At 60.4% G+C, this 20,276-nt stretch carries 24 protein-coding genes; 12 read left to right on the top strand and 12 right to left on the bottom strand.

Going from position 1 to position 20,276, the window contains the following annotated elements; genetic code table 11:
* Window positions 1–235: 235 nt before the first annotated feature.
* Window positions 236–457, bottom strand: a complete 222-nt coding sequence (locus ACKXF7_RS03775; protein ID WP_249238732.1) for a cation transporter — start codon at window positions 455–457, stop codon at window positions 236–238.
* 24 nt (window positions 458–481) lie between these two features.
* On the bottom strand, window positions 482–817 hold the full coding sequence (locus ACKXF7_RS03770; RefSeq protein WP_249237749.1) for an ArsR/SmtB family transcription factor: 336 nt from the start codon (window positions 815–817) through the stop codon (window positions 482–484).
* Window positions 818–1,081: 264 nt separating this feature from the next.
* Between ACKXF7_RS03770 and ACKXF7_RS03765 the strand changes: the two genes are divergently transcribed.
* The gene (locus tag ACKXF7_RS03765) at window positions 1,082–1,279 is read left to right on the top strand and encodes a hypothetical protein (protein WP_423742185.1); all 198 of its coding nucleotides are present in this window, start codon (window positions 1,082–1,084) and stop codon (window positions 1,277–1,279) included.
* A 37-nt stretch (window positions 1,280–1,316) separates the two neighbouring features.
* Entirely contained in the window at window positions 1,317–1,706 is a 390-nt protein-coding gene (locus tag ACKXF7_RS03760; RefSeq protein WP_418265273.1) for a thioesterase family protein, read from the top strand.
* 60 nt (window positions 1,707–1,766) lie between these two features.
* Here the strand turns inward: ACKXF7_RS03760 and ACKXF7_RS03755 are convergent, their stop codons facing one another.
* A complete protein-coding gene (locus ACKXF7_RS03755) occupies window positions 1,767–1,901 on the bottom strand; it encodes a hypothetical protein (protein ID WP_256469114.1) in 135 nt (44 codons plus the stop codon).
* 111 nt (window positions 1,902–2,012) lie between these two features.
* Between ACKXF7_RS03755 and ACKXF7_RS03750 the strand changes: the two genes are divergently transcribed.
* Both ACKXF7_RS03750 and ACKXF7_RS03745 read left to right on the top strand, forming a co-directional pair.
* A complete protein-coding gene (locus tag ACKXF7_RS03750; protein ID WP_423742184.1) occupies window positions 2,013–3,677 on the top strand; it encodes a Na+/H+ antiporter NhaC family protein in 1,665 nt (554 codons plus the stop codon).
* A 92-nt stretch (window positions 3,678–3,769) separates the two neighbouring features.
* Entirely contained in the window at window positions 3,770–4,225 is a 456-nt protein-coding gene (locus ACKXF7_RS03745) for a MarR family winged helix-turn-helix transcriptional regulator (RefSeq protein WP_418265275.1), read from the top strand.
* Between the two features lie 46 nt (window positions 4,226–4,271).
* Here the strand turns inward: ACKXF7_RS03745 and ACKXF7_RS03740 are convergent, their stop codons facing one another.
* Window positions 4,272–4,553, bottom strand: coding sequence for a hypothetical protein (locus tag ACKXF7_RS03740; RefSeq protein ID WP_423742183.1), 282 nt, complete (start codon window positions 4,551–4,553; stop codon window positions 4,272–4,274).
* 161 nt (window positions 4,554–4,714) lie between these two features.
* Between ACKXF7_RS03740 and ACKXF7_RS03735 the strand changes: the two genes are divergently transcribed.
* From ACKXF7_RS03735 to ACKXF7_RS03720, 4 genes are all read left to right on the top strand, one after another.
* On the top strand, window positions 4,715–5,476 hold the full coding sequence (locus ACKXF7_RS03735; RefSeq protein WP_423742182.1) for an AzlC family ABC transporter permease: 762 nt from the start codon (window positions 4,715–4,717) through the stop codon (window positions 5,474–5,476).
* Window positions 5,473–5,802, top strand: a complete 330-nt coding sequence (locus ACKXF7_RS03730; protein ID WP_423742181.1) for a branched-chain amino acid transporter permease — start codon at window positions 5,473–5,475, stop codon at window positions 5,800–5,802. The genes ACKXF7_RS03735 and ACKXF7_RS03730 overlap by 4 nt, the downstream gene beginning before the upstream one ends.
* 188 nt (window positions 5,803–5,990) lie before the next feature.
* On the top strand, window positions 5,991–6,848 hold the full coding sequence (locus tag ACKXF7_RS03725) for an NAD(P)/FAD-dependent oxidoreductase (protein ID WP_423742180.1): 858 nt from the start codon (window positions 5,991–5,993) through the stop codon (window positions 6,846–6,848).
* A gap of 5 nt (window positions 6,849–6,853) precedes the next feature.
* Entirely contained in the window at window positions 6,854–7,543 is a 690-nt protein-coding gene (locus ACKXF7_RS03720) for a Crp/Fnr family transcriptional regulator (protein ID WP_249237755.1), read from the top strand.
* 49 nt (window positions 7,544–7,592) lie between these two features.
* Here ACKXF7_RS03720 and ACKXF7_RS03715 read toward each other — a convergent pair whose 3' ends face one another.
* The 3 genes from ACKXF7_RS03715 to ACKXF7_RS03705 all read right to left on the bottom strand — a co-directional run bounded on the left by ACKXF7_RS03715 (window position 7,593) and on the right by ACKXF7_RS03705 (window position 10,281).
* The gene (locus ACKXF7_RS03715) at window positions 7,593–8,060 is read right to left on the bottom strand and encodes a hypothetical protein (protein ID WP_423742179.1); all 468 of its coding nucleotides are present in this window, start codon (window positions 8,058–8,060) and stop codon (window positions 7,593–7,595) included.
* Between the two features lie 25 nt (window positions 8,061–8,085).
* Window positions 8,086–9,048 carry an outer membrane insertion C- signal gene (locus tag ACKXF7_RS03710; RefSeq protein WP_249237757.1) on the bottom strand — a complete coding sequence of 321 codons (963 nt, stop codon included), beginning with the start codon at window positions 9,046–9,048 and terminating at the stop codon, window positions 8,086–8,088.
* A gap of 81 nt (window positions 9,049–9,129) precedes the next feature.
* Window positions 9,130–10,281, bottom strand: a complete 1,152-nt coding sequence (locus ACKXF7_RS03705; RefSeq protein ID WP_423742178.1) for a CobW family GTP-binding protein — start codon at window positions 10,279–10,281, stop codon at window positions 9,130–9,132.
* Window positions 10,282–10,698: 417 nt separating this feature from the next.
* On the opposite strand from ACKXF7_RS03705, the gene ACKXF7_RS03700 reads away from it, so the two are divergent.
* The gene (locus ACKXF7_RS03700; protein ID WP_423742177.1) at window positions 10,699–12,498 is read left to right on the top strand and encodes an aminopeptidase P family N-terminal domain-containing protein; all 1,800 of its coding nucleotides are present in this window, start codon (window positions 10,699–10,701) and stop codon (window positions 12,496–12,498) included.
* Window positions 12,499–12,597: 99 nt separating this feature from the next.
* On the opposite strand, the gene ACKXF7_RS03695 is transcribed toward ACKXF7_RS03700, so the two are convergent.
* Together ACKXF7_RS03695 and ACKXF7_RS03690 are read right to left on the bottom strand one after the other, a co-directional pair.
* The gene (locus ACKXF7_RS03695) at window positions 12,598–13,503 is read right to left on the bottom strand and encodes a glycosyltransferase family 2 protein (RefSeq protein ID WP_423742176.1); all 906 of its coding nucleotides are present in this window, start codon (window positions 13,501–13,503) and stop codon (window positions 12,598–12,600) included.
* 14 nt (window positions 13,504–13,517) lie between these two features.
* A complete protein-coding gene (locus ACKXF7_RS03690; protein ID WP_249237761.1) occupies window positions 13,518–14,435 on the bottom strand; it encodes a glycosyltransferase family 2 protein in 918 nt (305 codons plus the stop codon).
* Window positions 14,436–14,497: 62 nt separating this feature from the next.
* Here ACKXF7_RS03690 and ACKXF7_RS03685 point away from each other — a divergent pair, with 62 nt between their 5' ends.
* Window positions 14,498–15,220, top strand: coding sequence for a LytR/AlgR family response regulator transcription factor (locus ACKXF7_RS03685; protein WP_339394542.1), 723 nt, complete (start codon window positions 14,498–14,500; stop codon window positions 15,218–15,220).
* A 53-nt stretch (window positions 15,221–15,273) separates the two neighbouring features.
* Here the strand turns inward: ACKXF7_RS03685 and ACKXF7_RS03680 are convergent, their stop codons facing one another.
* Together ACKXF7_RS03680 and ACKXF7_RS03675 are read right to left on the bottom strand one after the other, a co-directional pair.
* Window positions 15,274–16,257, bottom strand: coding sequence for a glycosyltransferase (locus ACKXF7_RS03680; RefSeq protein ID WP_423742175.1), 984 nt, complete (start codon window positions 16,255–16,257; stop codon window positions 15,274–15,276).
* A gap of 208 nt (window positions 16,258–16,465) precedes the next feature.
* Window positions 16,466–17,116, bottom strand: a complete 651-nt coding sequence (locus ACKXF7_RS03675; RefSeq protein WP_423742174.1) for an HAD family hydrolase — start codon at window positions 17,114–17,116, stop codon at window positions 16,466–16,468.
* A 262-nt stretch (window positions 17,117–17,378) separates the two neighbouring features.
* Here ACKXF7_RS03675 and ACKXF7_RS03670 point away from each other — a divergent pair, with 262 nt between their 5' ends.
* Window positions 17,379–18,455 carry a patatin-like phospholipase family protein gene (locus ACKXF7_RS03670; protein ID WP_423742173.1) on the top strand — a complete coding sequence of 359 codons (1,077 nt, stop codon included), beginning with the start codon at window positions 17,379–17,381 and terminating at the stop codon, window positions 18,453–18,455.
* Window positions 18,442–20,052: a phosphoenolpyruvate--protein phosphotransferase gene (locus tag ACKXF7_RS03665; protein WP_348584300.1), complete on the top strand. Its 1,611-nt coding sequence runs from the start codon at window positions 18,442–18,444 to the stop codon at window positions 20,050–20,052. Before ACKXF7_RS03670 ends, ACKXF7_RS03665 begins: the two co-directional genes overlap by 14 nt.
* 113 nt (window positions 20,053–20,165) lie before the next feature.
* Here ACKXF7_RS03665 and ACKXF7_RS03660 read toward each other — a convergent pair whose 3' ends face one another.
* Window positions 20,166–20,276, bottom strand: a complete 111-nt coding sequence (locus ACKXF7_RS03660; protein WP_423742605.1) for an LPXTG cell wall anchor domain-containing protein — start codon at window positions 20,274–20,276, stop codon at window positions 20,166–20,168.

Below are 20,276 nucleotides of genomic sequence, written 5' to 3'. Positions count from 1 at the left end.
CTTTTCAACAATTTTTCCCCATGAAAATGGATATTCCACGGTTTTACCCGGGCTTTCCACGCAGTTTTTCTGCCGGAAAAGCACTTTTTCACGTTCCTTTTGCAAGTTTTCCGCAAAGGATGTTGAAAACCGGGTGGAAACTGTTGAAAACAGTCTGTTTTTTCAACACAAAAAACATTCCCTATAAAAAACTCCCCCGAAGGGGAGCGGGGCATTTTGAAGGGAGAAAATGCACTTAGATGTCAAAGATCTCGCAGTCGTCCTCCACCTTCTTGCAGGCGGCCAGAACATTCACCATGGTGTCGTGGGGGTCTGCACCCTCGGCAAACTCCACCTTCATCTTCTGGGTCATGAAGCTGACGGTCGCACTTGCCACGCCTGCGACCTTGTTGGCAGCGTCCTCCATCTTCTGTGCGCAGTTTGCGCAGTCCACTTCGATCTTGTAGCTCTTCTTCATCGTCAATACCAGCCTTTCTTGGAATCACTCTTCGATATGATCCATCCCCATGGAGAGGATGCTGCGCACATGGTCATCGTCCAGTGCGTAGTAAACGGTTTTGCCCTCGCGCCGGAACCGCACGAGCTTGGAATCCTTGAGCACCCGCAGCTGATGGCTCACCGCCGACTGGCTCAGCGCCACCGCATTTGCAATGTCCTGCACGCACAGCTCGTTGTCGTGCAGTGCATACAGGATCTTGATGCGGGTGGAGTCGCCGAACACCCGGAACAGGTCGGCCAGCTCGTACAGCACCTCGTCGTCCGGCATATCCGGGCCTTCCGGCTGCAGGGCGGGCGCGGGGTCTTTTGTCTCAGGCATGTTGACAGCTCCTTTCGCAGCAGATTCATATGAACGTCTGTTCATGTGTTCATAGTAGCACGCGGAATGCCCCTTGTCAAGGCTTTTTTCAAAGATTTTGGACATCTGCGCTGAATTGATGAAATCTGCCTTAAAACGCAGGAAATTTGCATTTTTGAATCGCAAGAAGGGTGCAGATTGGAGGCTTTGCACCCCCACGGTCAGCATCCTCGCCCTCTCAGTCAATCCCTGTCGGGCTTGCCAGCTCTCCCAAAGGGAGAGCCTTTGGCAGTCCCCGCAAACTACATCTTTTTGCCAAGGCATCTCCCTTTGAGGAAAGACTTCCCCCGCGCCGGGACGCCGCCCTTTCCGCTGCATAACAGCCCGTTTGCGCAAAAAGAAAAAGAGAAATTTACAAAAAAGCGCAAAACAGGGTGCGTTCTGGTGCAAAATGTGGTATCTTATAAAGGTGTTCAAAAATAAAATGCGCCATACGGCGCGCAAAAGGAGAGGAAAGTATATGACATTGGAAACTGGTATCCGCGGGGCACAGAGCGTGCTCGTCACCGCAGCCAATACTGCAAAGACCATGGGCAGCGGCACGCTGGAGGTGTTTGCCACCCCGGCACTGGTGGCGCTGGCTGAAAAGACCTGCTGGATGAGCGTGGCCGACGCGCTGGGCGAAGGCAATGGCTCGGTGGGCACCAAGCTCGAGCTGGAGCACACCGCCCCCACCCCCGTGGGCATGACCGTGACCTGCGAGAGCGAGCTGGTGGCGGTGGAAGGCCGCAAGCTCACCTTCAAGGTGGCCCTGCACGACGAAAAAGGCCCCGTGGGCGGCGGTACCCACGAGCGCTTTGTGGTGAACGACGCAAAGTTCGCCGCCAAGGCGGAGGCAAAGAAGGGCTAAAACTCCTTCCGTCCTCGCTGAGGAAGCTGGCACGGCAACGCCGTGACGGAAGGAGCCGGCTTACTTCTCGTCCTCCTTCTCATCCAATCGGATCGGCGGCAGGTCTGCTTCCAGCAGCTGTTTTTCGGCCTGCTGCTGCGCGGCCTGCAAAAGCTGTGCGGCCTGCACGCTGGCCCGGAACAGCTCAAAATACATCGCTTTATAATCCGGCGCGGTGCGCACCTCCCTTTGCATTCGATGGGGATAGTTTTTCCTGCGCAAAGAGGGGTATGCATTCCCGGAAATTTGAAAAAAGAGGAATCCGTTATGAAAAACAAGAACCTTTCATGGTTCGCAGCTCTGCTGGTGTTTGCCCTGCTGCTGTGGTGCACAGCGGCAACGCCCGGCAAGATCGCGGACCCGTCCACCTATACCTGTGCGGTGTACAGCACCCTCTTTTCGCTGCTGCCGCCGGTGATCGCCATTGTGCTGGCGCTGAACACCAAGGAGGTGTACACCTCCCTGCTGGTGGGCATCGCGTCCGGTGCACTGCTGTACGCCAACGGCAATCTGGAACTGGCCATCAACACCCTGTTCTTCAACGAAGACGGCGGCATGGTCGCCAAGCTCTCGGACAGCAGCAATGTGGGCATCCTGATCTTTCTGGTGATGCTGGGCATTCTGGTGGCCCTGATGAACAAGGCCGGCGGCTCGGCCGCCTTTGGCCGCTGGGCCTCCACCCACATCCACTCCCGGGCCGGTGCGCAGTTTTCCACCCTGCTGCTGGGTGTGATGATCTTCGTGGACGATTACTTCAACTGCCTGACCGTGGGCTCCGTCATGCGCCCGGTCACCGACCGGCAGAAGGTGTCCCGCGCAAAGCTGGCCTACCTGATCGACGCCACTGCGGCCCCGGTGTGCATCATTGCACCCGTGTCCAGCTGGGCGGCTGCGGTCACTTCCAGCGTGCCCGAAGGCTCCGGCATCAACGGCTTTACCATGTTCCTGCGTACCATTCCTTATAACTACTATGCCGTGCTCACCATTGTGATGAGCCTGTTCCTCATCTTCACCGGCACGGACTTCGGCTCCATGAAGCTCAACGAGGACAACGCGAAAAACGGCGACCTGTTCACCACCGAGGACCGTCCCTACGGCAACGATGTGGACGACGGCACCGACACCTGCGGCCATGTGGCGGACCTGATCGCCCCGGTGCTGGTGCTGATCGCAGCCTGCATCTTTGGCATGATCTACACCGGCGGCTTCTTTGAGGGCGTGGACTTCGTTACCGCCTTTGCGGACTGCAACGCTTCTGCCGGCCTTGTGCTGGGCAGCAGCATCGCCCTGCTGTTCACCTTTGTGTTCTACCGCGTGCGCAGCGTGATGACCTTTCAGGACTTTGCCGCCTGCATCCCCGAGGGCTTCAAGGCCATGGTCAGCCCCATGCTGATCCTCTCCCTCGCATGGACCCTGTCCGGCATGACCGGCCTGCTGGGCGCAAAATATTACGTTGCAAACCTGCTGAACGGCTCTGCCTCTGCCCTGCAGTACATGCTGCCGGTCATCATCTTCCTTGTGGCAGTGTTCCTTGCCTTTGCCACCGGCACCTCCTGGGGTACCTTCTCCATCCTCATCCCCATTGTGTGCCATGCCTTCCCGGAGGGTGAGATGCTGGTCATTTCCATTGCGGCCTGCCTGTCCGGTGCCGTCTGCGGCGACCACTGCTCCCCCATCTCGGACACCACCATCATGGCCTCCGCCGGTGCCCACTGCAGCCATGTGAATCATGTGTCCACCCAGCTGCCCTACGCCATTACGGCGGCTTCCTGCGCGGCAGTGTGCTATGTCATTACAGGCATTGCACAGGCTTTTCTGGGTGCCAACGGCAGCCTGCTCACCTCGCTGATCCTGCTGGCTATTGCCATTGCGGTGGAGCTGGCGGTGCTGAACGTGATCCGCCTGCGCACCAAAAAGACGAAGCAGGCCTGAAAAGGCTGTTCAGCTTCTCTGTGATTTCCCTTTGCGCTGCGTGCAAAATGTGGTATACTGAAAGAAAATGAACCATCGGAGGCGCACGACCCATGCTGGAACAGGCATTTCAGGACGTATATACCAAATTCAAGCTGCACTTTTACCAGAACATTTTTCAGCGCTTTGCCACCCGGGAAGCCACCCTGACCACGGTGGAATCTTTCTGCATGGAGGGCATCATGGCCATGGGCGAGCCCACCATTGCGGAGTTTTCCCGCATGATGCAGATCTCCACCCCCAATGCGGCGTATAAGATCGGCAGTCTGGTGAAAAAAGGCTATGTGGAAAAGATCCAGTCCACCACCGATCGGCGCGAATACAACCTGCGTCCCACCCAGAAGTATATCGATTACTACAACATCAGCTATTCCTACCTGCACACCGTAGTGGAGCGCGCCCGCGAGCGTTTCTCCCCCGAGGACTGCGCAAAGCTGGAAGAGATGCTCACCATCGTGAGCGAGGAGCTGATGCCGGAACTGGATCTGCCCAAAAAGAACGCAGAATAAGCAAAAAACCTCCCGGTCGCTGGCCGGGAGGGTTTTTTATGTATCGTTACTTCTTCTCTTTATCCACTACCTGGATCTTGCCCTTCTTCCACAGCACGTAGGAGGTCAGGATGCCGATGGGCAGCATCACGATGATAAAGATGCCCACAAGGCCGCCCAGCGCGGAGCCGTAGCCTGCAAGGCGTGCGGCGAGGGAGAGCACCGTCATGATGACCAGCACCGGCAGCACGCCCTTGATGCCGCCCTTGACCACCTTGCTGCCGCTGGACGAGCTGACGAACAGACCCAGCGCCATGGAGCCGAACAGGGCCGGCAGGAAAGCCTTCATGCGGAAAACTGGTTTCCATGGCAGCGGGGCCGCTGCTCTTGCAAAAGCCGTGAAACCTGCTATAATAATACATACATCTACATATCGAATAAGTGGGTTTGACGGCAGCACTGCGGCTGCAGTCAAAGGCCCTATGCTGTTTTTTTTTTGAGGGAAGACCAATGGAATATGCAACCGGACAACAACTGACAAGGCGGCAGAGCCCCGTATGGCGGGCACTGCACGCCGCCGCACCGCAGACCATCCCGGTGCTGGCGGGCTATTTTGTGCTGGGGATGGGCTATGGCATTTATGTGCAGTCGCTGGGCCTGCCGGTGTGGATGCCCATGCTCATGGGCACGGTGGTCTACGGCGGTTCGCTGGAATTTGTGCTGGCAAGCCTGCTGCTGAGCGCGTTCTCGCCCCTTTCGGCCTTTTTGATGGCGCTGATGATCCAGGCGCGGCATCTGTTCTACGGCCTTGCCATGCTGGAGCGCTACAAGGGCTACGGCCTGCGCAGCTTTTATATGATCTTTGCCATGAGCGACGAGACTTTTTCTATCACCTGCTCGGCCGAGCCGCCGGAAGGGGTAGACAGGGGCTGGTTCATGTTCTTCATCACCCTGCTGGATCAGTGCTATTGGGTGTTCAGCGCCGGTCTTGGCGCGGTGGTGGGTTCGGTGCTGCCCTTCAGCACCGAGGGTGTGGACTTTGTGATGACCGCCATGTTCACGGTGATCTTCCTCAACCAGTGGGAAAAGGACCGGCAGCACTACAGCGCCCTGATCGGCCTTGCCGCCCCGCTGGTGTGTCTGGCTGTTTTTGGTTCCGGCAGCTTTCTGCTGCCCTCCATGGGATGCATCCTGATCCTGCTGCTGGCCCTGCGCAAGCCCATTGAAAAAGCCGAGAGTCCCGCAGAAGAGACCGGGGAGGTGGGCGCATGACCGCCGTTCAGATGGACCTGACCATTGCGGTGTGCACAGCCGCCACCATGCTCACCCGTTTTCTGCCCTTTGTGGTGTTCTCTTCCAAGGACCAGCAGCCGCCGGAGGTGGTGCGGTATCTGGGCCGGGTGCTGCCCGCAGCCATTTTTGGAATGCTGATCGTCTACTGCCTGAAAAGCGTCACCCCCTTTGCGGGCAGCCGCGGCATTCCGGAGGCCATCGCCCTGCTGGTGACGGTGGGCCTGCACAAGTGGAAGCATGAGACCCTGCTCAGCGTCGCGGGCGGTACGCTGTGCTATGTGCTGCTGGTGCAGCTGGTGTTCTGAAGAAAGAAAAAAGCGCGCTGCCGCGCAGGAAGATTCCTGTAGGACAGCGCGTTTGTGCATGGGACGATCCGCTGACCGCGAACCGGAGCAGGACCGTCCGAAAAAACGATGCTTTGCGACCCGGTCACGGAAATTTTTCAAAAAAAGGTGTATACTGTAGAAAAATGCATCCGAAGGAGGGTTATCCCATGCCCAGCATTATCATTATCGGTTCCGGCCCGGCGGGCATTTCCGCTGCTCTGTACGCTGTCCGCGCCGGTGTGGATACCACGGTGCTCACCAAAGGCCCCGGTGCCCTTGACCGCGCCGAAAAAATTGAAAACTACTACGGCCTTGCCCAGCCTGTTTCCGGTGCGGAGCTGGAACGCCGCAGCATCGAAAACGCCAGACGTCTGGGCGTGCAGTTCGTCACGGCCGAAGCGGTGGGCCTGACCTATACAGATAAACTCACCGTAGAAACTGTGGGCAAAGATTACCCTGCGGACGCTGTTATTCTGGCCACGGGCGCATCCCGGGCGGTGCCGCGCATCCCGGGCCTTGCCGGGTTGGAGGGGCACGGTGTGAGCTATTGCGCCGCCTGCGACGCTTTTTTCTACCGTGGAAAGGACGTGGCGGTGCTGGGCAGCGGCGAGTACGCCCTGCACGAGGTGCAGGCGCTGCTGCCGGTGGTGCGCAGCGTCACCCTGCTGACCAACGGCGCACCGCTGACGGCGGACTTCCCGCCGGAGGTCACGGTCTGTCCGCAGGCCGTGGAGGCTGTTCTGGGCGAAACCGTCGTCACCGGCGTGCAGCTGTCCGGCGGAGCGCAGCTGCCTGTCAGCGGCATGTTCGTGGCGCTGGGCGTGGCGGGCAGCACGGCATTGGCCCGGAAGATCGGCGCAGAGGTGGACGGGAACCGCATCGTTGTGGATGCGCGGATGCAGACCACCGTGCCCGGCCTGTATGCGGCGGGCGACTGCACCGGCGGCCTGCTGCAGGTGGCAAAGGCCGTGTATGAGGGCGCACAGGCTGGCACCGAAGCCGCCAAGGCCCTGCGGAAAGGATGAATGGAATGACGGAAAAAGCGACCGACCACCGTGGCTGTCTTGCCAAAGGCTTTCCCTTCTGGAACGACCTGACGCCGGAGGAGCAGGAGATGCTCTGCCGTTACACCCGGCCGGTGCACTACGCAAAGGGGGCAAGGGTGCACAGCCCGCTGGAAAGCTGTGTGGGCATCCTGCTGCTGCGCTCGGGCCAGCTGCGGGCCTATCTGCTCTCGGAGGACGGGCGGGACGTGACCCTTTACCGCCTGTTCGGCGGGGAGGTGTGCATCCTGTCGGCGTCCTGCGTCATGGACTCGGTGAACATCGACCTGTATATCGACGCCGAAGAGGACACCGAAGCCTACTGCATCAGTGCGGGCATCTTCCGCAGGCTGATGCAGCAGAACGTGCATGTGCGCTGCTACGCCTACCAGATGACGGCAGAGCGCTTTTCCGACAGCATGTGGACCATGCAGCAGGTGCTGTTCATGAGCGCAGACCGCAGGCTTGCCATTTTTCTCACCGATGAGCTGGCCAAGACCGGCGGTGATGAGGTGCGCATGACCCACGACCAGATGGCAAAGTATATGGGCTCCGCCCGCGAGGTGGTGAGCCGGATGCTGAAATACTTTGCACAGGAGGGCTGGGTGCGGCTGTTCCGGGGCGGCGTGCAGGTGCTGGACCGGAAAAAGCTGCAGCAGCTGGCAAGAGGAGAATAACCAAAAAGGGACGATGTGATGTTCACATCGTCCCTTTTCTGGTCATATGTTATCCTTTGCAGCCCTGTTCTTCCCAGTCGCCAAAGTCACTGGCTTCGGCGATCTTGGTGGGATCGAATTTTCCGCTCGCGTCTTTGGGCGCCACGGCGGGGCCGGCTTCCACCGGGTTCGGGTTGGGAGCCTCCGGGTCGCACACCGGCTTCTCGCCGCCCTCTGCGGGTGCTGCCGGGGCAGCGGCTTCTTCGGCGGGCTGGGCAGCAGGTTCGGCAGCCGCTTCCGGGGTTTCGGCGGCAGCGGCCTCTGCGTTGGCCTCGTCTGCCGCCTTTGCCTCGCCCTCGGCGTAGGCCTCGGCAGCCTTTTCGGCCTCCTTGGGGTCCAGCTCGGCGTCCTCGGGGAATTCTACTTCCTCCACGTGGAGCGGGTCTTTCTGGTTCAGGATCTTGTCCAGTGCCACGATGGCAGCACCGGTAACGGCTACCGCAGCAACCGTGCCAAGGATACGGAACAGTGTTTTCATGCCGGGACCTCCTTGAAAGATCAGATCAAGAGAATGTTACTACATCTTCCAGCGGCTTTTCGGCGGGCTCCACCGACACAGCGGTGAGCACCGGGCCTTTGCCGCGGTAGATGTTATGGAACTTGTAGCCTACCTTTGCGGTCACCCGCACCCATGCGCGCTGCTCCAGCGCCTTGTAGCCATCGTAGCTGCAGGGGAAGCCCACGAACTGGATGTCCTGCACGCAGCAGGTCATGGCGAAACGGCCCGGCACGAAGCTGTTCTTGCCGGCACGATTGGTCTGACACACCTGTGCAAGGAATTTGACCGTTTTTCCGGTGTACTTCTGGGGCTCGTCCTGACAGTCCATATACCAGATGCCGAAGTCGTCATCCGGAATGTCGATGATATCCGCGTTGATGTCAAAGGGCAGCGGGTCGGGGATGTCGTCATAGGCCACGCTGCCGTCGGCAAACTCGTAGGCGATGTCGCACTTGCGGGAAGCCTGACGCACCAGCTTGTGCAGCTCCTGACGGGCGGCGTCGTTGTTCACAGCTTCGGCGCGGTTGAACACGATCAGCTCACTGCGGGCGATCTTGTCCAGCAGCAGGCTGCGCATGGAGTTGTCGCGGGCGTAGGTCAGGGCGGTGGTGCCGTCAGCGGTGGCGATGCACTGGTATACGATCCAGCTCTCGGGCAGAGCTTCGGCCAGATCCTGCAGCAGCCACATGCCGTTGTACTCAATGACCACACGGCCTGCGCCGGATTCCTTTTCCAGCTTGAGCAGATTCTGCGGGTTCAGCTCGGCCTTGTCCTCCAGCACCTTGACGGTCACGCCGGGAAAGGCGAACTTTTTGGGATTATACTCTTCTTCGCCCTCTTCGCAGATCAGCAGCAGGGTCTTGTCGCCGGAGTCAAAGTTGGGGTCTTCAAAGGTCTCCTGAATGAATTTGGTCTTGCCGCTTTCCAGAAAGCCCACAAACAGGTAGACCGGAATTTCTTTTGCCATAGGAATGGTTTCTCCTTATCGATGATTCGTCCTCTCTGCTCCCTCGCTGCGGGAGCTGGCGCGGAGCGCCGGAAGAGGGGGTTAGCAGCCGAACAGCTCTGCAATGGCCTTTTCGTTCAGCTTGGAGCCGATGACCACCAGCTTGCCGCCCACATCTGCACCGCGGGCACGCACTTCCCACTCGCCGGGCACATAGTCGAACTCCAGCCAGCCGTCTGCGCCGCCGTTCACGATGCCCTTGCTGCGCAGGATCATGCCGTAATTGCCGGTATCCAGCTCGGTGAGGGCGTGCTCCACTTCTGCCTTGGTGAACTTGCGGGCCGTCTCGACGCCCCAGCTGGTGAACACCTCATCGGCATCGTGGTCATGATGATGGTGATGGCCGCAGCAGCAGTGGCCGTCATGGTCGTGATGATGGTGCTCGTGCTCATCGTGGTCATCATCCTCATCGTGATCGTGGTGATGCTCGTGCTCATCCTCGTCGTCATCATCATCGTGGTCGTGATGATGGCCGCAGCTGCACACACCGTTTTCGTCATAGTGGTGATGATGGTGGTGATGCTCTTCTTCCTCGTCCTCGTGGGTGTGCTCTTCGTTGGCCTTTGCAGCCATGGCGATCAGCTCTGCCTTGAAGTCGTCCTTGGTGGACATGGCCTTCAGGATCTGCTCACCGGTCAGCTCGTCCCATGCGGTGGTCACGATGGTAGCGGTGGGGTTCTTCTCGCGCAGCAGGGCGACTGCAGCGGCGATCTTCTCTTCGCTGGCGGTCTGGGTGCGGCTGAGCAGGATGCAGCTTGCGTGGCTGATCTGGTCGTCGTAGAACTCGCCAAAGTTCTTCATATACATCTTGACTTTGTTCACATCGGCCACGGTGACAAAGCTGTTCAGCTGCACATCCAGATGTTCGGCCACGCCTTCCACAGCGCGGGTCACGTCGGAGAGCTTGCCCACGCCGGAGGGCTCGATCACGATGCGGTCGGGGTGGTACTGCTCCACCACCTGCTGCAGGGCGGTGCGGAAGTCGCCCACCAGAGAGCAGCAGATGCAGCCGGCGTTCAGCTCGTTGATCTGGATGCCGCTTTCCTTCAGAAAGCCGCCGTCAATGCCGATCTCGCCGAACTCGTTCTCGATCAGAACGACCTGCTGGCCGGCAAAGGCCTCTTTGATGAGCTTTTTGATCAGCGTAGTCTTACCGGCACCCAGGAAGCCGGAAAAAATATCGATTTTGGTCATGATTCAATTGCCTCTTTCTTTTTAGCGCAAAGAGCCGCAGAGTGCTGGCTCAAATATCTTACATTCCTATTATAACAAGGCTGTCAATGGGAAAACGGCCTTTTTCAAGAAAAAATTGTAACTTTTTTTGCAAATTGGCGGCATTTTGAGGGAGAACGAACTCCCTCAGTCAAAACCTGACGGTTTTGCTGAGAGGACGCCAACCCTCTCAGGGGGAGCTTTTTGCCATCTGCCGATAAGTGGAGTAAAACCTCCCCCTTTCGGGGGAGGTGGCATCGCGCAGCGATGACGGAGAGGGTTCGTCCCGCCCCTGCATTGCAATCTTTTTCCCGGAATGATACAATAGGACACAGAAAAATTCCCTGCCGCCGGGGGCTTTTCCGGCGGTCTGACCATAGAAAAAAGGAAGCTGTCATTATGAGCATGAATACCGTACCCGAGCGCCTTGCCGCGCTGCGTGCCGCCATGGCCGCAAACGGCGTGGCTGTTTATCTGATCCCGGTGGGGGACCCCCATGCCAGTGAGTACCTGCCCGCCCACTACACCAGCCTGACCTGGTTCTCCGGGTTCCACGGCGAGAACTCCAACCTTGTCGTCACCCGCACCGGGAGCGCCCTGTGGGCCGATGGCCGGTACTTCGTGCAGGCGGAAAAAGAGCTTGCCGGTACCGAGATCCGGCTGCAGCGCATGGGCGAGCCGGGTGTGCCCACCGTGGAGGAATACTGTGCCAACGCCCTGAACGAGGGGGAGGTGTTGGGCCTGTGCGGCCTGACCGCCAGCACGGCTCTTGTGAACGGCCTGAAAAAGGCATTGGAGAAAAAGGGCGCTTCCATCCGGACGCTGCGCCTCGAGGACGAGCTGTGGACCGAGGGCCGCCCCGCCCTGCCGGACACCCCGGCGTGGACCCTGCCGGAGGAGTATGCGGGCTTCTCCCCTGCCCAAAAGCTGGAACAGCTGCGCGGCAGGCTCCGGAAACTGGGCTGCACTGCGCAGTTCGTGGGCAAGCTGGACAATCTGGCATGGCTGCTGAACCTGCGCGCCATGGACATCGAGTGCACCCCCTACGCCATGGCCTACTGCTACGTGACTCCGGACCGGGCGGTACTGTTCATCAACACAGCCCGCGTGGCCCCGGAAGCCCGGGCAGAGCTGGAAGCAAACGGAGTCACGCTGGCGGAGTATGATGATGTGCTGTCCTGCCTTGCGGCCGAGACCGAGCCGCAGACCGTGCTGGCCGAGACGGCCACCGTCAACTACGCCGTGTATCAGGTGCTGGAACAGAATGCCGCCCTCACCGTGAAGGACGGCACCGACCCGCTGCTGATGATGAAGGGCGTAAAGAACGAAACGGAGCTTGCCCACACAAAGCAGGCCCATATCCGGGACGCTGTGGCCATGGTGCGGTTCCAGATGGAGCTGGAAAGCCGCCTTGCCGCCAGTGAGACCCTGACCGAGCTGACCGTGGACGAGATCCTGCACAAGTACCGCAGTGCGGACGATAAATTCCTTGTGGAGAGCTTTGGCACCATTGCGGCCTACGGCGGCAATGCGGCTATGATGCACTACCACGCCACCCCGGAAGATCACGCTGTGCTGGAAAAGAAGGGCTTTCTGCTGGTGGACAGCGGTGCCACCTACATGGACGGCACCACCGACATCACCCGCACCTATCCGCTGGGTGAGCTGACCGAGGACGAAAAGCGCTTCTACACATGGACCCTGCAGAGCCATATCGACCTTGCCAGGGCTGTCTGGCTGGATTACTGCGAGTGTAAGATGATCGATACCATCGCCCGGGAGCCCCTGTGGCGCCACCTCATCAACTATCGCTGCGGCACCGGCCACAGCGTCAGCTTTGTGGGCAATGTGCACGAGGGCCCCCATGCCCTGAACAGCCGCAACACCACCCGGATGCGTCCCGGCATGGTGGTCACCGATGAGCCCGGCGTCTACGAGACCGACCTTGTGGGCATCCGCATCGAGAACGAGCTGGTGTGCATCCACAAGGCGGATAACCAGTACGGCACTTTTCTGGGCTTTGAGCCGCTGACCTTTGTGCCCATTGCCACCTCGCCCATCCTGCCCGGTGTGCTGGACAAAGACGAGCTTGCATGGCTGAACGACTACCACCGCCAGGTGTTTGCAAAGCTGGCCCCGCACCTGAACGCGGAAGAGCGGGTCTGGCTGGCCGAAAAGTGCGCCTCCATCGGCTGCTGAGCCGGATAAAAACAGAAACACCCGGATGCCGTACAGCGGCAGTCCGGGTGTGTGGTTCTCAGAAAAGCGGTGCGCCGTTCTGCCCGCGGAAACAGCTGGTTACAGTCTGCAGGAATGGGCCTGCGGGGTGTCCAGCGGCGGCAGGGTGAACTCGTTTTCGCCAAAAGCGGAGCGCAGAATGGCGGCCCGGGTCTCCGGGTAGATGCCCAGTTCGGTATAGATGCTCTTGTACAGGCCCATCACCCGCCGCCGCAGCAGAAGGATATCGGCGGTGGTCACTCTGGAGTGGGAAACGCTCTGGCTGCACTGCAGGTAATAGTAGCCGATGTCCGGGATGGAAACGGCAGTGCGCACATAGCGCAGGTATTCGGTGTTGAACAGCTGATCTTCTGCAAACAGCTCCTGCCGGAAGCGGATGCCGTGCCCGGCAAGGAGATCCCGGCGGTAGAGCTTGTTCCACAGCACACCGTAGTAAAAGGTATTGGGCTTTTCGATCAGCTGCCGGGCGTACTCCTGCCCGGTGTACACCCCGGCGGGCAGATAGCCGTAGGCCCGGGTGCGGGGCGGGTTGCGCCGGAGCACGGTGCCCAGCACCTTTTCCCACGGGCGGGTGTGCTCCACGTAGTCCTTCGGATACACCATCCAGAAGGGCGCGATCACAAGATCGGCGGCATGGGTCTCGGCGGCGGTGACGAGCTTTTCGGTAAAGTCCGGGGCCAGCCAGTCGTCGCTGTCCACGAACTGGACGTAGCGGCCATGGGCCAGCGCAAGCCCCTGATTGCGGGTGTCCGCCGCGCCGGAATTGGGCTTGTCCACCAGCGCGATACGGTGGTCCTGAGCGGCAAGAGCGCGGCAGACCGAGAGGGTGCCGTCCTTGGAGCCGTCGTTCAGCAGGATGATCTCAATGCTTTTGTAGCTCTGGGCACAGATGCTTTTTACACAGCGGGCAATGCAGCCTGCGGCGTTGTACATGGGCACGATGATACTGACAAGGGGAAATTCCATAGCGTCTCCTTTTCTCAGATGCGGCTGTGGGTGCGGGCGGCGGCGTCGGAGAGCCGCTGCACCGGGCCGTTGGGCAGGGGGCTTTCAAACAGGCTCAGGTAGATGCCCCGCAGCCGCAGACGGAACCGGTCGTACACGCCCAGCTGAATGCACATCTGCCGGTAGGCGCGGTACATCCGGTCACGGTGGCGCAGCATGTCTGCCACCCTCACCTGCGTGTGACAGACGCTCTGCGGGTTCTGGATGTAGCAGTAAACGGCCTCGTCGATGGCGGCGAACCGCTGCGCCGCCTGCAGATACCGGGTGTTGAACAGCTGATCCTCGGCGAAAACGACATTTTCAAACCGGATCTGCGCCATCCGGATCAGGTCGCGGCGGTAGAGCTTGTTCCACAGCACGCCGTAGTAAAAGGCGGCGGCGTGGCCGGTGAGCTGCCACAGGTAATCCACCTTGCTGTACTCCCCTGCGGGCAGCAGGCTGTATTCCCGGGTGTCATAGCCGCCGTCTCTGCGGGGCACCATCATCCGGTAGGGGGCCAGCACAAGGTCGGCACGGCTGCGCCGGGCAGCTGCCACAAGGTTTGCCGTGCAGCCCGGCAGCAGATAGTCGTCACTGTCCGCGAACTGGATGTACTCGCCTCTGGCCAGCGCAAGGCCGCAGCTGCGGGTGTCTGCTGCGCCGGTGTTCGGTTTGTCGATCACCCGGATGCGGGGGTCGGCTTCGGCCAGCTTCCGGCAGATGGCAAGGGTGTCATCCCTGGAGCCGTCGTTCAGCAGAAGGATCTCAAGCTCCTGATAGCTCTGGGAGACGATGCTCTCCACACAGCGGGCAATGCAGCCTGCGGCGTTATAGGCGGGCACAATGATGCTGACAAGGGGTTCCGGCATGGCAATGGTCTCCATTTCTGTTTTTTCGGTGCAGCGAGGTTTCATTTATCATACTCCAGCCCTGCGCAAAAATCAAGGCGGGCGGCTGGCAAAGAGGGGAATGTCGGATGGTCTTTCACATTGCGGTATGCAGCACGGATGCGGCCCTGCGCAGCGGGCTGGAACGTCAGTGCATGGAATATTTTGCCCGGCGGCAGGATGCGTGCATCGTGCAGCAGCTGCCGGACGCAGATGCGCTTCTGCGCCGTGACGCCGAGGGCGAGCGGTTCGACCTGTATCTCATAGAGCTGGCAGCGGTGGCGGCTCCGGCCGGGCTTTCGGCGGCTGCGGAGCTGCGCCGCCGGGGCCGCAGGGCTCCGCTGGCCTTTGCGGCCCGCACGGCGGCCCACGCCTACAGTGCCTTCCGGGTGGACGCCATGCAGTATCTGCTGCTGCCGGTGCATCAGCAGGAGCTTTCGGCCCTGCTGGCCCGCGCCACCGAGCCGGAGTATGGCCCGGCCCTCACCGTGGCCACGGCCGAGGGCCTGCGGCTGCTGCCCTATGCCCAGCTCGAGTATCTGGAGTGCACCCACCATGTGGTGCGTTTCCACCTGCTCAGCGGGGAGGATGTGATGTCCCTTTCGCTGCGGGTATCCTTTGCCGAGGTGGCAAGGCCGCTTTTGGCGGATGGCCGCTTTTTGCAGCCGCACCGCTCCTATGTGGTCAATCTGGCGGCGGCCCGGCTGCTGACGGCGGGCGAGCTGCAGATGAGCAGCGGCGCGCGCATCCCCATCCCCCGCGGGCGGGAGGGCATGGTGCGCGAGGCCGTCCGCAGCTGGACCGACCGGTAAAATGGCAAACAAAAAAGAGCTGCCTTGTGCAGCTCTTTCTCATGTACGGAAGTTCAGGCCTCTGATTTGGCGTGGCGTTTCTTTTCCTTATCGGAAGCATCCAGAACACCAAAGCCCCAGCGGTTGGCCATGTCCATGATGATCTTCTGGGGCGAACCGGCGGGATAGGCATTCTCCGAGAATGCGGTCAGGAATTTGTACAGCTGCGGCTGCACCTTGTCGTACAGGCCCAGCTTTGTGTAAAGCTCCTTGTAATAGCGGAACACCTGCAGCTTGTTCTGCACGATGGAAGCCAGATTGATCTGGGTGTGGCAGATGCTCTGAGGGTTCTGCACATAGTGGTAGCCTGCCTTGGGGATGGAAACGAATACGTTGGCGTACAGGATATATTCCAGATTGAATACCAGATCCTCGGCCCAGCGCACCTCGCTGGTGAACTGCAGATGGTTGTCCACAAGGATGTCGCGGCGGTAGAGCTTGTTCCACAGAACGCTGTAGAAGAAGGATGCGGGTTTTTCCATCAGGCGCAGGGCAAAGGTGTCGCGGTCATAGATGCCCTCGGGCAGAAAACCGTATTCGCGCACATCATCGGGACGCTTTTCCTCAATGCCAAGGTTCTCCTGCAGGCTTTCCAGAGCCTGACCGGCCTTGCAGGAGTTTGCCGGGATCACCATCCAATAGGGTGCGATCACCAGATCGGCATTGTTGGTCTCGGCGGCCGTTACCAACCGCTCGGTAAAATCAGGCTCGATATAATCGTCGCTGTCCACAAACTGTACGTACTTGCCGGATGCAAGGGTCATGCCGCAGTTGCGGGTGTCCGACACGCCGGAATTGGACTTGTCCACCAAAACGATACGCGGGTCTTTTTCGCGGAACTGCTCACAGACCGAAAAGCTTTCATCTCTGGAACCGTCGTTGACCAAAATGATCTCGATATTCTTCCACGTCTGCGCACAGATGCTCTCCAGGCAGCGGGCAACACTATTCTGCACATTGTACACTGGCACGATAATGCTGACGAGTGGGTTGTTCATGACGGAAGGTCTCCTCTTTACGGATATTATACCTTTATATTTTGAAAATCAAACGGTGTATTCTCACATATCTTACAAAAACCGGGAAATGAGGGCACTGCCCCCTTGGGACAGTCCTGTTTATAATATCATACTCTTCTTGACGGCAAAAAGCAAGAGTAATACCCCTTTAATATGAAAAAGAACCGCACTCTGCGGCCCTTTTTTATTACACGGCGGTCCAGTCCAGCGCATCCCACCGGGGGAGGAACTGGCTGCAGACGCGGCGCATCTCCGGCTCGTCGGCGGCAGAGGTGGGGTCCGCGATGCCCACGACGTAAAATCCGGCCCCGTGCGCCGTGGAAGCAGCGTACACTGCATCCTCGCACACCGCACACCGGGCGGGGTCTGCACCGCCCAGACGGCTCATGCATTCAAAGAACACTTCCGGGCGGCTCTTGTGCAGCGCGCCCTGCGCCTCCACGATGAAGGAAAAATACCCGGCAATACCAAGCCGGGTGAGCACGGTGCGGCACTGGTCGGCCCATGTGTTGGAGCAGATGCACATGCGGGCACCCTCGGCCTGCAGCTTTGCCAGCATCGTGCGCACGCCGGGCTTGAGCTCCACGGTCTCGTACAGCTCGGCGATCACCTCCCGCATCACGGCAAAGTAGCTCTCCTCGGTCAGCGGCAGATCGTATTCCCGGATCAGGTACCGTGCGCCCTCCTGCATCCCCATGCTCAGCAGGGTGGCACGCAGGTCGGCCCGGGGCGTGCGGCCGTAGCGGCGCAGCAGGGCGTCCGGCGCACCCTCCCATACCACGGTCATGCTGTCGGTCAGGGTGCCGTCCATATCAAAGATCCATTGGCTGCAGTGCATGAGAATGCCTCCTTTAAAGTATCCTGACAAGTATACCATGTTTCTTAGCCGGGAGAAAGCATTCAATTTACAAAAAAAGGGAGAAATTTCTCCGGAAATATGCTATAATCTGAACAAAACCGGAACCAATCAAAGGAGGCGGAGGCAATGGAAGAACGCAGTGTCCCGTGCAGGGCTCTGGTGCTGGCCGGCGGCGGTGCCCGCGGCAGCTATCAGGTGGGTGTGTGGCGCGCGCTGATGGAGCTGGACTGGCACCCGCAGATTGATCACCGGCACCAGTGTGGGCAGCCTGAACGGTGCCATGTTCGTGCTGGACCAGTACGAAACGGCGCGGGACATGTGGCTGAGCATCCGCAGCAAGGACGTGATGGAGCTGCCGGAAGAGGATGCCGACCTCTCGGCCCTGCACCAGTTCCTGCGCAGTGTGGTGAAGGCCGGCGGCATGGACGTGACCCCGCTGGAGGAGATCGTGGAGCGGGTGCTGGACGAGGATGCCCTGCGCGCCGCGCCCATCCGCTTTGGCCTTGTCACGGTGGAGCAGCGGGGCCTCAAGGCCCGGGAGCTGACGCTGGACGAGATCCCGGCAGGAAAGGTCAAGGACTACCTGATGGCCTCCGCCGCCTGCTTCCCTGCCCTGCGGGCGCGGGACATCGATGGGGTCAAGTTTCTGGATGGCGGCTACAGCGACAACATGCCCACCGGCCTTGCCAAACGGATGGGCGCAGAGGAGCTGGTGTGCGTGGACCTTGAGGGGGTGGGCATCACCCGCCCGAACCTCACCGGCCTGCCCACCGTCATGGTGCGCAGCTACTGGGAGCTGGGGGACATCCTGCACTTTGACCCGGACACTGCCCGCCGCAACATCGAGCTGGGCTACTACGACACCCGCCGCGCTATGGGCTATCTGCGGGGGTGCGCCTATGCGGTCTCCTGTGACGCCCAGAGCTGCGCGGACGCTGCTGCTTTCCATGCAAAATTTGAGCGGGTGCAAAAGCAGGTGCGGGAGAAATACCCCGTCACCCTGACGGCGGACGCCGCCCTGCTGCTGGCCAACATGAAGGATGCGGACCTTGCCCCGCTGGAAGCTGCTGCCGAGGATGTGGGCGTGAGCCCTACCGGCTACTATACCACCCACACCCTGTGTGATGCGTTCCTTGCAAAGTGCGATCAGGCACGGATGCAGAGTTTTGCACCGCTGTTTGAGGGCAGCGCCGATGCGGCGCGGGCTGCGCTGGCGGCATTGCTGCCCAATACCTTTCTGCAGGCGCTGGTCTGGCACACCCTGACCGCGCCGGAAGCGGAACTTTTGCCGGAGGTGAACCAGAATGAAGATCTATAAAGGTTTCTGTGCCTCGCCGGGCCTTGTGCTGGGTCAGGTGAGCCGGTTGGAGCACCATGTGGAGACCACGACCGTTGGCCCCTTTAAACCGTCCCGGGAGCTGCAGCTGCTCACCGATGCCATCCGCACCGCGCAGGACGAGCTGGAATCCATGGCAGACCGCGCTGCGCCCAGCGAGCAGGCCATCTTCCAGTTCCAGAGCATGATGCTGGACGATGAGGGCATGATGAACGAGGTGCGTTTCTGCATCAATGCGGGCGTTGGCGCCGCTGCGGCCATGAATCAGGTGGGCCAGCGCTACGCCGACCAGCTGGCCAACATGAAGGATAACCCCTACATGCAGCTGCGCAGCGTGGATATTCTGGACGCCACCCGGCGGGTCATCAACATCATCACCAACCGGCCCCGCATGTGGCTGGCGCTGGACCACCCGGTGATCCTTGCCGCAGAGCGGCTGATGCCCACCGACCTGTTCAGCGTGCCCTCCGGCATGATTTTAGGCATCATCACGGCAGAGGGCAGCGGCCAGAGCCACGCGGCCATCATTGCCCGGGCAATGAATATCCCGGGCATCGTGCAGGTGGGCCGGGATTTTCTGGACGACTGCGACGGCCGCACCGTGATTTTGGACGCCACCGGGGGCCAGTGCACGCTGGACCCGGACGCTGCCGCCCGCCAGCAGGCCGAGACCCGCATCTGTGAGCTGCAGCGGGAGAACGAAGAGATGGGGCAGCTGCATGCTCTGCCCAACAGGACAAAGGACGGCCAGCCCTTTGAGCTGCTGGCCAACTGCTTTGGGCCGGAGGACATCGACACGGCCATGCAGTCCGGCGCGCAGGGCGTGGGCCTGCTGCGCACCGGCTACATGATGCTGCCGGGCCGCATTCTGGACGAGCAGGAGCAGTATTTCTTCTACTGCTCCTGTCTGGCAGCGGCGCAGGGCCGTCAGGTGACCGTGCGCACCTTCGACTTTGGCTCAGACCGCACCATTTCCGACGCCTATCAGGGCCTGCAGTCCTCCAAGCTGGGGCTGCGGGGCATCCGCAACAGCCTGCGCCAGCCCCGCCAGTTCGAGACGCAGCTCTGCGCGCTGATGCGCGCCGCCGCCCGTGGCCCGCTGCAGGTGATGTTCCCCATGGTGACGACGGTGGAGGACTGGGACGCCGCCATGCGCGTGGTGGAGCGCTGCCGGGAGCATCTGCGGGAGCGGGGCGTGCCCTTCAAGGAGGATACCAAGTTCGGCGTGATGCTCAGTGTGCCTGCCGCCTGCCTGACGGCGGAGGAGTTCGTGGCGCATGGGGTCGATTTTCTTGTGGTCGGCACCAACGACCTGACCCAGTACACCCACGCCGCCGACCGGGAGCTTGCCAGCGCGGAGCACTACTACCGCCCGGCCAGCAGCGCCATGAAAAAGCTTATCACCATGGTGATGGACGCCGCCAGAGAACGGGATGTGCCGGTGACCATCTGCGGCCTTGCGGTGGGCAACCCGGCCAACACGGTGCAGTATCTGCAGCTGGGCCTGCGCAGCTTCTCGGTGAGCCCGCAGAACCTTTTGAACGTGAAGAAAGCTCTGCGGGAAGCAGAGATCAAATAAAAACAGGGGCTGCTGCACGCATGGATGTGTGCAGCAGCCCCCTTTGTTTGGGGAACCTGCCGTGCAGCTTGCGGAATGCACAGCAGGAGGAGATGGCTTTTAAAAATGGTTCCTCAGTTCATGCGGCGGTTCTTGCGGTCCGGCACAAAGCCTGCGGCCAGCAGGAACATGCCGCTGAAAGCAGTGCCCACCACCGCCAGCCAGTTTGCACCGGTCTGGGGCAG

The organism is Faecalibacterium sp. 7 (assembly GCF_049562865.1).
Lineage (GTDB): Bacteria > Bacillota > Clostridia > Oscillospirales > Ruminococcaceae > Faecalibacterium > Faecalibacterium wellingii.
Note: the sequence above shows the minus strand (reverse complement) of the source record. Positions and strands in the feature narration are given on the sequence as shown.

Bases quoted from the DNA above. Each gene is read 5' to 3' on its own strand.
- ACKXF7_RS03680 (WP_423742175.1), bottom strand. From the start codon at position 16,257: ATGAACAACCCACTCGTCAGCATTATCGTGCCAGTGTACAATGTGCAG.
- ACKXF7_RS03740 (WP_423742183.1), bottom strand. From the start codon at position 4,553: ATGAAGGCTTTCCTGCCGGCCCTGTTCGGCTCCATGGCGCTGGGTCTG.
- ACKXF7_RS03775 (WP_249238732.1), bottom strand. From the start codon at position 457: ATGAAGAAGAGCTACAAGATCGAAGTGGACTGCGCAAACTGCGCACAG.
- ACKXF7_RS03755 (WP_256469114.1), bottom strand. From the start codon at position 1,901: ATGTATTTTGAGCTGTTCCGGGCCAGCGTGCAGGCCGCACAGCTTTTG.
- ACKXF7_RS03750 (WP_423742184.1), top strand. From the start codon at position 2,013: ATGAAAAACAAGAACCTTTCATGGTTCGCAGCTCTGCTGGTGTTTGCC.
- ACKXF7_RS03725 (WP_423742180.1), top strand. From the start codon at position 5,991: ATGCCCAGCATTATCATTATCGGTTCCGGCCCGGCGGGCATTTCCGCT.
- ACKXF7_RS03730 (WP_423742181.1), top strand. From the start codon at position 5,473: ATGACCGCCGTTCAGATGGACCTGACCATTGCGGTGTGCACAGCCGCC.
- ACKXF7_RS03735 (WP_423742182.1), top strand. From the start codon at position 4,715: ATGGAATATGCAACCGGACAACAACTGACAAGGCGGCAGAGCCCCGTA.
- ACKXF7_RS03690 (WP_249237761.1), bottom strand. From the start codon at position 14,435: ATGAAACCTCGCTGCACCGAAAAAACAGAAATGGAGACCATTGCCATG.
- ACKXF7_RS03760 (WP_418265273.1), top strand. From the start codon at position 1,317: ATGACATTGGAAACTGGTATCCGCGGGGCACAGAGCGTGCTCGTCACC.
- ACKXF7_RS03700 (WP_423742177.1), top strand. From the start codon at position 10,699: ATGAGCATGAATACCGTACCCGAGCGCCTTGCCGCGCTGCGTGCCGCC.
- ACKXF7_RS03695 (WP_423742176.1), bottom strand. From the start codon at position 13,503: ATGGAATTTCCCCTTGTCAGTATCATCGTGCCCATGTACAACGCCGCA.
- ACKXF7_RS03770 (WP_249237749.1), bottom strand. From the start codon at position 817: ATGCCTGAGACAAAAGACCCCGCGCCCGCCCTGCAGCCGGAAGGCCCG.
- ACKXF7_RS03745 (WP_418265275.1), top strand. From the start codon at position 3,770: ATGCTGGAACAGGCATTTCAGGACGTATATACCAAATTCAAGCTGCAC.
- ACKXF7_RS03705 (WP_423742178.1), bottom strand. From the start codon at position 10,281: ATGACCAAAATCGATATTTTTTCCGGCTTCCTGGGTGCCGGTAAGACT.
- ACKXF7_RS03675 (WP_423742174.1), bottom strand. From the start codon at position 17,116: ATGCACTGCAGCCAATGGATCTTTGATATGGACGGCACCCTGACCGAC.
- ACKXF7_RS03720 (WP_249237755.1), top strand. From the start codon at position 6,854: ATGACGGAAAAAGCGACCGACCACCGTGGCTGTCTTGCCAAAGGCTTT.
- ACKXF7_RS03685 (WP_339394542.1), top strand. From the start codon at position 14,498: ATGGTCTTTCACATTGCGGTATGCAGCACGGATGCGGCCCTGCGCAGC.
- ACKXF7_RS03665 (WP_348584300.1), top strand. From the start codon at position 18,442: ATGAAGATCTATAAAGGTTTCTGTGCCTCGCCGGGCCTTGTGCTGGGT.
- ACKXF7_RS03715 (WP_423742179.1), bottom strand. From the start codon at position 8,060: ATGAAAACACTGTTCCGTATCCTTGGCACGGTTGCTGCGGTAGCCGTT.
- ACKXF7_RS03710 (WP_249237757.1), bottom strand. From the start codon at position 9,048: ATGGCAAAAGAAATTCCGGTCTACCTGTTTGTGGGCTTTCTGGAAAGC.